The organism is Stenomitos rutilans (genome assembly GCF_059505485.1).
The window spans coordinates 1-12469 of the sequence record NZ_JCACKR010000166.1; the positions used below are offsets into that span (position 1 = coordinate 1).

Here is a 12469-nt window from a genome sequence, read left to right on the forward strand (position 1 = left end):
GGCTGATGCTGAAGCGGCTTGCTGCCTCCCCTTGAGATCTCAAATGGGTTCTATATAAGAAATTACCACGGACTGCCAAGAATAGTAGACTAAAATGGCGCTGTTGCATTATGAGTGTGGAGGAATAGATACGGTGTGTCCGATACAACATCTGCCCATCTCCGCAATGAATTTGAAAGGGTGCAGAAAGAGTCCGGATATTTACCTTCAGAAGAGTAGTATTCAGAAAGGTTCTAACTAAGCATGAAATTTGGGGTGTTATGCCGAATCATTCCGCCTATTCACCCACTGCGAGATCTTAGGCGTAAATTTTCTGTCTATTAATAGTTGGACTTCTCACAACAGAATTACACTTTACGGAGGTATCTAGATGCAGTTTACAATGAAAAATTGGACTATTGAAGGCGAATAGATTGACAGAATGCAAGATGCCATTGTGCTGGGCAACAGCTTTTATGCACATTTGATGGATTCGATGTTAACTCTAGTCAATTCATTTGGTGAACCACTTCGGCATCAAGCTAATCTGCTTACCAACGCGAACGCACCGGTAGACGGCTATTCGTTCAATGGTGCTGCTATGAATAAGTATTTAAAGAATGCAGACTTTAAGTTTACGTCAACGGCTCCTCTTGTAATTAGTGGACCAACAGAGGAAATGATTTTAGAAAATTACAATGGGTTTGCTCCAGATAGCGATTCAAGATACCCAGGGAGACAAATTCGCATAAACATTTATAGATACATTTTTAGTGTTCAACAGAATGTCGGTGGATTTTTCCCACAGAACGGCACTGGGCTTGCCAACTTCAAAACTGTTTTGGGCAAACTGGTACTGCATGAGATGCTTCATTTAGAAGGCTATTCTCATCCTGCTCAAGGTGGAGTTAGCTACGATCCGTCGTTGATATACTACAGAACCTTTCCAGAAGTTGCAGAACAAGCATACTTTCGGCTACGAAGCAACACATTTCCGCCGGGAACCGTAACTGTATTCAATCTAACCTCTGCCGAGGAAAGGAACTGTGGATCGAACAGATAAAATTACCAAGACCCGCAGCCCAACAACGCTCTTGCAACGGATTAAATTAAGCTGCTAGTAAGGGTGTAGAGGTTTCAGCAACCGCTAAACAGTACCGTTAGGCTTACTCTTGGAAAGTTTCCTCGGGATGAGAACGTTATAACAGGTTTGTATCTAAAGAGATTACCTGATTAGATGCCAGAACATCTCTGACTGTAATCACTTCTAGTTTTCCAGTTTCCTGGGATGCTGAGTCTTGACTTGGGTGATATTTCCTCAAATATGCCTTCAAGAAAATCTCTGGCGAGTTTACCCAGAATCCTGATTGCTTCAGAATTTTAAGCTGGACAAACGCTCAAGTGGATTACTATAACCAGCAGATCCGCAATCACCTGTATGGCAAGACTGCCTTTCGGTTTATTCCCGGTGAACGGCTGATCACGCGCGATCCGGTTTTAGCTCCCGATAGTAAAACGATTATCTTTTCCACTTCAACGGAGTTCACGATTCAGGAGTTTTCAGAAGATCGATACAGCAATTACGAAGCCTGGAGGTTAAAGGTTGCAACGGATGATGGCGTATCACGTCAAATCTATGCTTTGCATGAAGATGAGCAGAACAGGTTTGATGCTGAAACCAGCAGGTTACTGGCGATCGCCAAACGTAATCCATTCCTGTGGCGCGATTATTATCACCATTTAGAACAGTTTGCCAACGTGCGAAATTGCTTTGCCATTACGGTTCACAATAGCCAGGGGAGTACGTTTCTAGAGTGTGGTGTCGATGGGCAGGATTTAAGCAAACGGCTTAACCCTGAGCGTGATGATACGGTAAAAGACTTGCTGGCAAAGGTGAAAGAGCACAATCGCTTATGGTATGTCGGAGCCAGCCGTGCTCGGCGACGGATTCTGGTTGTGCCATAGGGCTTTTACTTAGGGAATACTTCTAGACGGAATCACTTCAAAGTATTCCCTAAGTAAAACCAACTGCCAGAAGCCACGTATCGGATTCACCCATGATGATCTGCTTCCAACAACCTTGATGACTTAGGGAATACTTAACGGCGTTTCGGCTCCGTACTATACCCTAAGAAATTTGATCATTCTGATAAGAAGCCTGAGCCATAGGGTCTTTGGCATTTCTCATCTGCTAACGCAGGCATCCTTCGACGACCATTCAAGCAAAGCCACTGATCATGACTCAAGCATTACAACGATCGAGGGGCAAGACTGCAAAGCAAAAAAAGCAGACTGAGCAACCGACTTCTGAAGCTGCGATCGCCCAGCGGGTTCCTGAGACACTCACTTCTCTAGAGCAACCTACCGACACATCAAAGGGGAGTGAAACGGAAGCAACCGTTGATGAGCCTGAAAAGTCTGCTGAGACTGAAGTATCGGCAGAGTCTGTGCCCAAGAAGTCATCGAGAAAACGGGCAGCTCGATCGCAGCCAAAGGACACACCTACAACGGAACAAGGGATGCAGGTGGTTTGTTCGCAGAGTCAGTTTCATGATGCGCTGGCGATCGCAAGTTGTGCTGCCCCAGCAAAGCCTAACCATCCAGTGCTGGCAAATGTGTTGGTAGTGGCAGATGCTAACGCTCAACAGGTTCATCTGACTGTGACCGATCTGGCAATGACGCTTCAGGCAAGCTTTGAGGCACAGGTGCTTTTGGGCAGTGAGATTACGGTGCCTGTTGAGATGCTCTCAGGGATGGTCAAACAGTTTCCAATAGGCAACATCACGCTCAACAGTCAGGCGCAGGTCACAAAGCCAGCGTCGGAAGAGGAGCAACTGACTAAGACTTGCTCTATTACATTGTCAGATGCTGATGGGAAGTATGAGATTCGAGGGATTCCGGCTGAGGAATTTCCGCCCATTGCCACACTCAAAGCAGCTCCAGTTCCCCTATCGACCAATGTGTTGAGAGAAGGACTGAAAGGGGTGCTGTATGCGATTAGCACGGATGAAACTAAGCGCATTTTGACAGGTGTTTATATTCAGATTGGGCAAAATGCCCTGAAATTCATTGCAACAGATGGACATCGAGTGGCGTTAGCGAAGCTCTCCGTAGGAATCGCAGAATTATCAACGGAGGGCATTAGCAGAAAACGATGTAAGCGATCGAGAGCCGATGAACTTACCCAGTTTCCGATTTCCGGCAAAGCGCTGAAGGAACTGATTCGTAACCTGGCTGATTCTGTTGACTCGATTCAACTGCTGTACGATGCAGAGGCAACCCGCGCTAGTTTTGCATGGCAAGACATTATTTTGAGCTGCCAGTGCATTGAAGGGCAATACCCAGACTGTGAGCAACTGTTGGCACGCTACAGTTTTGATCAAGAAGTGGTGCTGGAGAAATCAGGACTACTCAAAGCGTTGGAACGGTTATCGGTGCTGACTGACAAAAAGGAAAGAGGAATTCAGTTTCGCTTTGATGGAACGACTCAACAAATTCACCTTTCGATCGAACGGGAGTTTGGTAAGGGAGATGAAACGATTAATGCTCATATTCCTATAGGTATGACGTTGGATATCCAATTCAATCTTAAATACCTGGGAGAAGCGGTTAAAGCGATTCCTAGTTCTGGGATCAAGATGCATTTGAAGCAACCGGATTACCCGGTAATGCTGGTTCCGGCTGGAGATTTCAACAATCCGGAGCTAGAGATGGACATGCGCCACTTTCTCTTTCCTCTCTATATAGCGGTTCTCTGTCGGATGAGGTACAGATGGGACGTTACAGGGCAAGGGTTTGAGCCTCTAGTTTGTACCTCACGGGAGCCGGAAACGCTATAAGCAATCAGATTAAGTTGTTGCAGCCATATAGGGGGCAAGGATCGAGTGGACTGTGCACTCCATCCTTGACTTGCAAACGCAGCCCTTTGATCAAGCGAAGACCGCTACTGTAGACGTTAATAGTAGAGCGATCGCCACTCAAAGAGTTGTGTAAGCGATCGCCACTATTCAAACCCGTACTCTTTTAGGGAAGTACTGCAACAAGTGTTACTGGAATAGGGAGAAAATATGACTTTTTGGTCAGGCCCCCAAGCTTTCTGGACTGTTCCAGCCACATTGTAAGTTTTTTACTTGCCTCTTTTGCAACCTCAAATACAGCAGTTTCTAGGGATGGTGAACCTGGTTTAAGTGCATCTTCCTCTAACAGGGAAATCATTTGGTAAACGTCTTTGGCTGATGCACCTTGAGGATTACTAGGCTGGGATAAGTCGCTACTGAAAGCATAGAACGTTAAGTAAGAATCAGTGCTAGCTGACGTATGATTTTCTACTTCACGAAGCGGGTGAGTGACAAATAGGAGATACTGAGCATCTCGTAAATTAGGGAATGCTTCAAACAACTGGTTTGCCGAAATTGTTGTAAAGTCTGCTTTACGTTGTCGAGCCAGAGAGCAAGCAAGGCGACCAATTGGATCAGCATTGCGCGGAAGCGGACGATGCTCTATTACTCCTTCCCATTCATTCTTAAACCAAGGATACAGACCTGCTAGCAGGATATTTTCTTTTTCTCTGCCAAATACTTTGAATTCCGGATCAAACGTGAATTTCCTGCCTTTGATGACAGCAATTTTAGCCTGGGCAGTTTCCATCACTGTACCTTCATCACGAAATACAGGGCGATTCCACTCTTTATCACTAAAGGTGAGTTCATGACTTTGATCAACACCAGGTAGTCCTAATTCCATCCACCTCCTAAGCCGTTCTGCTAATTGTTCGCGGCTAATGACCCATTGCTCACTAAGTTTTGTTTGAAGTTCCCCTAATTTCTCTTCCATATCTTTTTGGTCAGCTTCAGCCTGCTTGAGAATGTCGTCAATCAATGAAAATTCCTCTTCTTCGATATCCTGAAAAATTTTCTCCTCCTGTTCGATGCTCAGAGAACCTAGAATTTTTAGGCGCATTCTTTCATCTGTAATTCCAAGTTTAGTGAATCGATCAACTAAGGCTTGTTCTCTCCGTTGTTCATGCGTTCCAGCAATAATCAGATAGTAAGCAATAACATCTGAGATTTGTCCTAGTCGAGCAACACGACCATTGCGTTGCATGAGCACTGCCGGATTTGGACTCAAATCCCAGTGGATGACACGGTTTGCGACTTGAAAATCGAACCCCTCATCTGCGGCTGAAGTCGCTACCAGGACTCTTACAGGGCTATTCACATCACGCAATTTAGCAACAGCTTCCTCTCGCTGAGCAAGGCTCATATCTCCAGTCAATTTTTCACTTTCTCTTGGAAGGGCTTTGATGATGATCTCGCAGGTTTGTAGGCTCTCTGTAAAAACCAAAAATTTTGATTCAGGATGTTTTGCCAGTACATCTTTAAGCCAAGTGAGCTTAACATTCTCTACCCCAGTTTCATCTTCGCTATGAAAATCTGCAAAGTTCAGAAGCTTTAGCGCAAGTTCTGTTAGTTCTGTAATCTCTTCATTAGCAGCAACAAAAGTAGCATCTTCATCATCGCCTCTACAAACCTTTTCGTTAAATCGATAAATATCGATTATTTTATTACCTGGTAATGGTTGACCTAAGCTTTTTGCATCGAATGAGAAATCATCGCTGGGAAAAGAAACTGTAACGTGTCCAGATTTATTGCGTTCATCATAGGCAGCGAGCTTTTGAGAAATGCCTTTAATCAGCTTGCGAAGATTTTCTGTACTTGCGGATGTATCCTGCCTATATTCATCTTGATTTTTCCAATCCTGATGCTTGATACACCAACGGAATAGCCACATTGCTCCAGTAATAGTGCTACTAGTCAATCTTGTTTCAAGTTGTCGAATTGCAAATCCACCAAATCTTTCGCCGTAGTTGTTGTGAACCTCCTTAATTTTCTCCCGAATATCTTCAATCAATTGCAAATAGGCTTCGCTTGTCTGAAGAGACGGACGTTCGATCGTCAATTTCGGGAATAGGCGTTTATCAGACCAGCTACGAACATCATCCTGCTGCCGCCAAATGACTGCCGTAGACGAGTCATCGGAACCTAAAACTTTAACAAGTTCTCTGTCGGTTAACTGAGGTGAATAGGCATTTTCAATTTCTAACGTCTTATTTGTGAGAAGACGCAGCAAGTTAATGAATTGAGGTTTGGAGCGAAATGGAGTAGCACTCATGAAGATGACCAACTTCGGAGGAGCGGAATCCTGCCAAAACTCTCCAGTAATCATCTGATAAGCCGCTTCATAAGCTCTTGTTGTCGCTTTCAGTCCAATCCGCTGTGGGCTAGTCAGTTCATCTTCGCTTGCACAATGATGTGCTTCATCAATAATTAAAATCTCAGGTTTAACTCCTGTAGGTAGCCTTTTCTTTTGTGCTTTTTTTACATAACGTCTTGCGGCATCCATACTGGCAATGTGAATGCCATCAGTGCGAGTGCCATATTCAACAAAAGCTTTCTCAACTTGAACAATACTTTCACCGTCTGCACCAGGAATCACTGATTGGAGCTTTAGTCTGACATCGTCTAGAAGTCCGCCCTTTGTCAGATAAAGACAACGAAGTGGTTTGGAATAACCCTGGGCAACGAGTAAATCTCGCAATACCAGACCCACCTCAATCGTTTTCCCAAGTCCAACTTCGTCAGCAATCAGGAGACGTTGAGATCCTGCCTGATGAGTCTTCAGGTGAGCCTTCATGTGTTGTTGCAGTGCCAACTGATGGGGAAAAGGATCTTTGTCACTAGCAGTAATTCGACCCGAAAATATGTTGGCAAGTAGCTCCAGTGCACCAAGCCGCATCGCAGTGTTAGCTTGAAACGCCGGATTCAAGTCTTTTTCCTCAAGCACACTTCCTCCAGGAAGATATGCCTTCTCTGGAGTTAACATCTCCTCAATATTAAAATTGCCAGACAATTTTTCCCAATCACGAAAGCTGCCCAATGGAATTCCCCGACGCTGCGTCAATTCGTTTGGGTTCGCGGGAGTACCGATGGTAAAAGCATAGTGAGAGTAAGCAGGTGCATTCGGGTTATCTGGATCTGCAAGAACCAGATCTGCATGATGACCGCTCACGGAAGGGATCTCGAACAAGTGATAGGACATAACGAACTCCTAAGTTTTGAGAACTAAAATTAAGCCTACCTGGATAGGTATACATAATTTAGACTACCTATCCCAAGATCGTCAATGGTCACCATTAGATTTGCTTACACGGCGGTAGGTCAAATAGCCCCTAAACGTTACTGAGTAGGCAATATTGCTGCCAGTGGTAGACTAGGAGCAAGGCACCTAATCTTTGACGAGGTCAGCATGAATACAGATTTCACTCAAGTTTTTGAGTTAACCCTCTCGGAAAAGTTGCAGCTTTTAGAAGACTTATGGGACAGCATCGCCCAAGTTCCAGAGCAAATTCCCGTGCTTGATTGGCAAAAAGAAGAACTGGCTAAGAGAAAGGCTGCCTACTCGCATAATCCTAATTCAGGCAGTTCATGGGAAGCAGCTAAGGAGCGAATTCGCAACGGGCAGCATGGTGCTTAGAAATCTCATTATTCTGCCAGACGCGGAACAAGATGCAGCCCAAGCTTATGTCTGGTATGAGGATCAGGAGCTTGGCTTGGGCGAAGAGTTTCTTCGTTGTGTCGATGCTTGTATTCAGTCCATCCGGCGAAGTCCAGGGATGTATCAGATCGTTCACGAAAGCTATCGAAGGGGGGTGGTTCGGCGCTTCCCTTACGTTGTTTTCTATGAGTATTCAGATACTACAGTTATTATCTACGCAGTTTTCCACTGTTCTCAAGACCCAAAGAAATGGCGTAGTCGGTTGCCATAGAATTGACTGGGCGCAGCAGAAAAACCGCTGCAGCGGCAGAATAAAGCTGGTTTGTAGGGATGTTAAAGTTACTCGTTGCTGCTACAACTAATCATTAGTCCTATCTTAGAAAGTTCTCTCAGGATGAGAACGTCATAACAAATTTGTATCCAGGGAAATCACTTGATCGGGTGCCAGAATACCTCCGACTGTGATCACTTCCAGTTTTCCAGTTTCCTGGGGATGCTGGGTCTGGACTTTGGCGATCGCCTCCTCAATCCCTGCTGCCTGAGCAATGTAGATCTGCGTCTCGCTTCTCAGTACCCAAATCGGACTAGACCAGGTATGCCGGGGTCGAAGGATGGCTTTGTAGATGATCTGATGACTAAACTGAATCAGTTGTTCTAATGCAGCTTCAGAACACAACTCGGCAAGCTGTGACTGAAACAGTTCTTTGAGTGTTTCTGTTGGAACATGTGCTGTGACGTTTGTTGAAGCTGGCGAAGGCTCAGAACCTAAGGACTGACTCAAAGTCGGAATAAGCAAAGACTCAAGCTGGCGTTGAATCTGAGTGGCGATGGCATCAAAATCCGGCTCCCTCAAAATGTGTCCTAAATGCTCTTGCAAAAAACGCTTCAGTTTTTCGTCCTCAAGCGCAATTTCACGGGTGCTGAAAAAGCCTGAAATTCTGTTCCCCGAATCTCGTCCACAACCCACTTCTCCATTGGCAGCGTCCTCTGCTTCAATCAACTCCATCAGGCGTTGATGGCGATTCCCTTCACTGGGTGAGGCTTTCGGTTCGGCAGGGATCGATTGAGTCATGGGTCATCCATCCTTAGAGTCTCGAAGTAAACGAGATGATCGGGTTCTTCAGGATCAGGACCGCAATCGAGCAGTCCAAGGCGCAGCTTTCTGTAAAATCCTAGCGCACCGGTCAGGGCATGTAACCCGATTCTGCCTTGATAACCCAATGCGTAGCTGCGGGCGACTGCGAAATCCACCAGATTACCCCCAATGCCCTTGTAGGTCGGAGGATTTGTGATGACAGGTCGGTTCCAGGGGACGGTTGTCAAAGCACTGATGTAGACTAACCGCCGCTGCAACTGAGATTCAATCAGACACCGTTTTTTTAAGACATCAAGCATCATCAGCCCTTGGGTGATCCCTTCGCACTCGATCGCGTACAGCTCATCACCTGGGAGCAACTTAGACCGACGGCTCTTACCTACCCAGTTCCAATACTCGTCGTCTTGACCGCTTCCTTCCAAGATCGGCTCCCAAAGAGTTCTGGCATCCTCAAGGTGCTTGTCAGTCACCTCTGTCAGGATGGCATCGATGACCTGCTGGTCTTGAACTTGAAGCAGCTGAATGGTGCAATTCAACGAAGCAAGCGGAGTTTAACAACGGCTCTCATCATAAGGCTTTTAGGGTGTTGACCATTTAAACTATCGCTGCTGGAGCAAGCTGCCCCTGACTAGGGGCGAGTCCTGCAGAAGGCTGCGCTAACGCCATTGATCATTAAACCCATATCACCATGCCGACTATCGCCTTACATCAAAAATATCGCCCTAAAACCCTGGCAGGGCTGGTTGGACAACCCTACGTCCAAACCGCTTTGACCAATGCTATCAACCGGATGCACATAGCCCCAGCGTATCTTTTCACAGGTTCTAGAGGCACTGGCAAAACCTCCACTGCGCGTATCTTTGCTAAGTCTCTCAATTGTTTGAGTTTTGACGAACCTACCGATGAACCTTGCGGCACCTGTCAATCTTGCCGATCAATTGAAACCAGCAATAGCCTGGATGTGAGTGAGATTGATGCAGCTTCTAACAATGGGGTGGATGATGCCCGTGCCTTGATTGAGCGCAGCAGCTTTGCTCCAGCTATCGGACGTTACCGAGTTTTCCTGCTTGATGAAAGCCACATGTTAACCACCCAGTCTCAAAACGCTCTGTTGAAGTGTATTGAGGAGCCACCACCCCATGTCGTCTTCATTCTTTGCACAACGGAAGTGCATAAAGTATTGCCGACGATTGTGAGTCGCTGTCAGGTGTTTCATTTTCGTGCGCTTTCAATTCAGACGATCGCCGAGCACCTTCAGGAGATTGCGGATGCCGAAGCGATCGCTGTCAGTGCTGACGCTTTAATGGCGATCGCCCGATTTGCAGAAGGAGGCTTACGGGATGCCCTTCAGCTTTTGGGTCAGGTTAGCCTGCTAGGTGAAGCGGTTACAGCGAATCATGTGATTGAAATGACGGGTGGCGTTACGGCGACAGACCTGCTGATAGTGCTGGAGGCGATCGCCACGAACGATACCTTTCAACTCCTTCAATCAGCCCGAACGCTGGTTGATTCTGGCAAAACGCCCAAACTAATTCTCAGCAGCTTGCTCCAAACCTACCGAGATCTGCTGATCCTCAAAGCGGCTCCCCAGGCAACAGACCTACTTACCAGCCCTGCCAACCATAGCCAATTGAAGGCGATTTTGACTCATTGGGATTTTGATGCACTCAATCAATCGCTGGCTCAATTACAGAAAGCAGAGAGCTATCTTCGCAACACAACTAACGCGGCTGTCTGGCTAGAAACATGTCTGCTGAACTTGATGCCGATGTTGAGATCGATTCCCTTTAGCTCTCCAGATGTAAAGCAGCCAGTAGGCAAAAATGGGCACAGCCGTAAAGCAATCTCTGAGACAGCTTCGGTAACCGCAGTTCACAAGCCTACTGATTTAGCAGCTCTCTGGCAAAAAGTTGTAGCCTCGGCTAAACCAGGAACTCAAAAGTTGTTGGCTCAGGCACGCCTGACCAAGCTACAAGGAACGAAGGCAATTCTGGAAGTTGCCCCTGCATCGTTTGCGAAGTTTGAAGCGAATCAGCAGGCGATCGCCCGAATGCTTCAGCGAGTTACCCACAACCCGAAGCCTATGACTGTATTGATCAGAACGCTCACAGCCAGCAAAAATGGGAGATCAGTATGATTATTCTGTTGACTGGAGATGATCAGTTTGCTATCCGACAAAAACTAGAGCACTACAAAGCAGAACTTGACCCGCAGTGGTTAGAGCTTTGCTATCATCGCTTCCCTGCCAGTGCTTTAGAGCAAGCCATGAGTGCGGCACGAACACCCTCGCTCAGTGGTGGTAAACGGCTTGTGGTCGTAGAAGACTGCAATTTTAAGCAGTGGGGTGATGCCCAGTTAGAAAGTTTGCAACAAGCTGCTCAGGTGCCAGATTCTACAACTCTTGTATTTGTGGCAACCAACGTAGACAAACGGCTCAAGATCTACAAGCATTTGCTCAAGTACGGTCAGTGTTTCGAGCTTTCATTAATTCCGCCCTGGCGTACAGATCTGATCGCAGAGGCGATCGCCTCTCAAGCAAAGCAGATGAAACTACGACTGCCCAAAGATGTTGTTGCATATCTGGCAGAGGCGATCGGCAATGACATGACCCGTGCTGCTTCAGAACTCCGTAAACTAGCAATCTATACAAATGGTCAGCCCGTGTGTCTTGCGGAAGTACAAAGCCTGATCCCTTGCCAGACTCAGAGCAATCTGCAACTAGCGGAGGCAGTTCGCAACGGGGAAAGTGAAGCAGTGATGCGTCTGATCGATGAGTTGCTGGCTCGCTCTGAACCAATGCTGGTGATGGTTGCGACTCTACTGACCCAGTTTAGAACCTGGTTATGGGTTAAAAGTGCGCTTGCGAGTGGTATCCAGAACAACACTGAAATTGCTCAGCTGTGCAACGTGGGGAATCCCAATCGGCTTTACTACTTACGGCAAGATGTCGCAAAAACGCCCCTCAGAACATTGATTCAGGCAGTAACCAAACTGGTGGATTTGGAAATGTCGATTAAGCAAGGTGCTGTCCAAACAAACGCCATCATGCCATCCCTGCTGGCGATCGCGCAGTTGTTCTAGCCTGTTCATCGCCAGTCTTCTGCTGAGATACCTGCCAGTGAAGGTGCTAGGGGAATCAAGAGGAGTGGTTAAGCCTGATGCAAAGTATTAGAAAACTGCATTAAAATGGGGCATACGCAACTCTACGCCATCAACAGCCTTCTACGCCATCAACAGCCATGAGCGACAAAGAAACTGTTCTCCAACTTATTCACAGCCTACCTGCTGAAGTCTCCTTGAGCGAAATCCTCCAGGGTATTGAAACGATTGCCGCCTCAAGAGAAGACCAACAAGAGGCTCAAATTACGACACTACGGACATCGGCGGCAGCGGCATCCATTTTGACCCAAGCTTTAGCAGAGCATCAGTCTCGCAAAAATGGTTCAGAAAATTAGGCTTCCCTTCACTGAAAGTGACCCACGCATGGGGGCGCTCAGTGCCTTCGCTTACATTCCCATCAAGCTCACCCGTCAAAGTCCTTCCCTCCAGCTTGTTGGCTTACTTGATACCGGATCTAGCGTCAACGTTTTGCCCTACGAAGTGGGTCTAGCATTAGGACTGACTTGGGAAGCTCAGAACCTGATCATTCCTCTAGGCGGTAACTTAGTCAGCGCTGAAGCAAAAGCCATCATCCTTTCAGCCCAAATCGCCAACTTTGAGCCAGTCGATCTAGCCTTTGCCTGGACCAGCGATCGCAGCGCTCCCTTAATCCTCGGACAAACAAATTTCGGTAGTGCGTCAAAGAATGGTGGGTCGAGTAAAGTAGGGAGACCGCTACTT

12 protein-coding genes are annotated in these 12469 nt (G+C 46.7%); 9 read left to right on the forward strand and 3 right to left on the reverse strand.

Annotation, left to right across the window (positions count from 1 at the left end; all coding sequences use genetic code 11):
• The first annotated feature begins 421 nt into the window (after nt 1-421).
• The 3 genes from AC5JLP_RS33475 (at nt 422) to dnaN (ending at nt 3818) form a co-directional block, all read left to right on the forward strand.
• On the forward strand, nt 422-1042 hold the full coding sequence (locus AC5JLP_RS33475; RefSeq protein WP_496072207.1) for a hypothetical protein: 621 nt from the start codon (nt 422-424) through the stop codon (nt 1040-1042).
• Nucleotides 1043-1380: 338 nt separating this feature from the next.
• Nucleotides 1381-1944 carry a hypothetical protein gene (locus AC5JLP_RS33480; RefSeq protein ID WP_496072208.1) on the forward strand — a complete coding sequence of 188 codons (564 nt, stop codon included), beginning with the start codon at nt 1381-1383 and terminating at the stop codon, nt 1942-1944.
• A gap of 272 nt (nt 1945-2216) precedes the next feature.
• On the forward strand, nt 2217-3818 hold the full coding sequence (gene dnaN / locus AC5JLP_RS33485) for a DNA polymerase III subunit beta (protein WP_496072209.1): 1602 nt from the start codon (nt 2217-2219) through the stop codon (nt 3816-3818).
• A 184-nt stretch (nt 3819-4002) separates the two neighbouring features.
• Here dnaN and AC5JLP_RS33490 read toward each other — a convergent pair whose 3' ends face one another.
• Nucleotides 4003-7077, reverse strand: coding sequence for a helicase-related protein (locus tag AC5JLP_RS33490; protein WP_496072210.1), 3075 nt, complete (start codon nt 7075-7077; stop codon nt 4003-4005).
• Nucleotides 7078-7284: 207 nt separating this feature from the next.
• Here AC5JLP_RS33490 and AC5JLP_RS33495 point away from each other — a divergent pair, with 207 nt between their 5' ends.
• Together AC5JLP_RS33495 and AC5JLP_RS33500 are read left to right on the forward strand one after the other, a co-directional pair.
• Entirely contained in the window at nt 7285-7512 is a 228-nt protein-coding gene (locus AC5JLP_RS33495; RefSeq protein WP_496072211.1) for an addiction module protein, read from the forward strand.
• Complete coding sequence (locus tag AC5JLP_RS33500; RefSeq protein ID WP_496072212.1) at nt 7502-7804, forward strand: type II toxin-antitoxin system RelE/ParE family toxin; 303 nt, start codon at nt 7502-7504, stop codon at nt 7802-7804. Before AC5JLP_RS33495 ends, AC5JLP_RS33500 begins: the two co-directional genes overlap by 11 nt.
• Nucleotides 7805-7936: 132 nt before the next feature.
• Here the strand turns inward: AC5JLP_RS33500 and AC5JLP_RS33505 are convergent, their stop codons facing one another.
• Nucleotides 7937-8605 (reverse strand): hypothetical protein, encoded by a 669-nt coding sequence (locus tag AC5JLP_RS33505; protein WP_496072213.1) that lies wholly within the window; start codon nt 8603-8605, stop codon nt 7937-7939.
• Nucleotides 8602-9165 (reverse strand): hypothetical protein, encoded by a 564-nt coding sequence (locus AC5JLP_RS33510; protein ID WP_496072214.1) that lies wholly within the window; start codon nt 9163-9165, stop codon nt 8602-8604. Before AC5JLP_RS33510 ends, AC5JLP_RS33505 begins: the two co-directional genes overlap by 4 nt.
• 152 nt (nt 9166-9317) lie before the next feature.
• Between AC5JLP_RS33510 and dnaX the strand changes: the two genes are divergently transcribed.
• The 4 genes from dnaX to AC5JLP_RS33530 all read left to right on the forward strand — a co-directional run.
• Nucleotides 9318-10766: a DNA polymerase III subunit gamma/tau gene (dnaX, locus tag AC5JLP_RS33515; RefSeq protein WP_496072215.1), complete on the forward strand. Its 1449-nt coding sequence runs from the start codon at nt 9318-9320 to the stop codon at nt 10764-10766.
• Entirely contained in the window at nt 10763-11710 is a 948-nt protein-coding gene (holA, locus tag AC5JLP_RS33520) for a DNA polymerase III subunit delta (RefSeq protein ID WP_496072216.1), read from the forward strand. The genes dnaX and holA overlap by 4 nt, the downstream gene beginning before the upstream one ends.
• 158 nt (nt 11711-11868) lie before the next feature.
• Entirely contained in the window at nt 11869-12084 is a 216-nt protein-coding gene (locus AC5JLP_RS33525; protein ID WP_496072217.1) for a hypothetical protein, read from the forward strand.
• A partial coding sequence (locus tag AC5JLP_RS33530) for a hypothetical protein (protein WP_496072218.1) occupies nt 12068-12469 on the forward strand: 402 nt, incomplete at its 3' end. The genes AC5JLP_RS33525 and AC5JLP_RS33530, both read left to right, overlap by 17 nt.

Excerpts from the sequence above, each read along its gene's own strand:
- AC5JLP_RS33505 (WP_496072213.1), bottom strand. The coding sequence starts at position 8,605 with ATGACTCAATCGATCCCTGCCGAACCGAAAGCCTCACCCAGTGAAGGG.
- AC5JLP_RS33525 (WP_496072217.1), top strand. The coding sequence starts at position 11,869 with ATGAGCGACAAAGAAACTGTTCTCCAACTTATTCACAGCCTACCTGCT.
- AC5JLP_RS33495 (WP_496072211.1), top strand. The coding sequence starts at position 7,285 with ATGAATACAGATTTCACTCAAGTTTTTGAGTTAACCCTCTCGGAAAAG.
- holA (WP_496072216.1), top strand. The coding sequence starts at position 10,763 with ATGATTATTCTGTTGACTGGAGATGATCAGTTTGCTATCCGACAAAAA.
- dnaX (WP_496072215.1), top strand. The coding sequence starts at position 9,318 with ATGCCGACTATCGCCTTACATCAAAAATATCGCCCTAAAACCCTGGCA.
- AC5JLP_RS33490 (WP_496072210.1), bottom strand. The coding sequence starts at position 7,077 with ATGTCCTATCACTTGTTCGAGATCCCTTCCGTGAGCGGTCATCATGCA.
- dnaN (WP_496072209.1), top strand. The coding sequence starts at position 2,217 with ATGACTCAAGCATTACAACGATCGAGGGGCAAGACTGCAAAGCAAAAA.
- AC5JLP_RS33475 (WP_496072207.1), top strand. The coding sequence starts at position 422 with ATGCAAGATGCCATTGTGCTGGGCAACAGCTTTTATGCACATTTGATG.
- AC5JLP_RS33500 (WP_496072212.1), top strand. The coding sequence starts at position 7,502 with ATGGTGCTTAGAAATCTCATTATTCTGCCAGACGCGGAACAAGATGCA.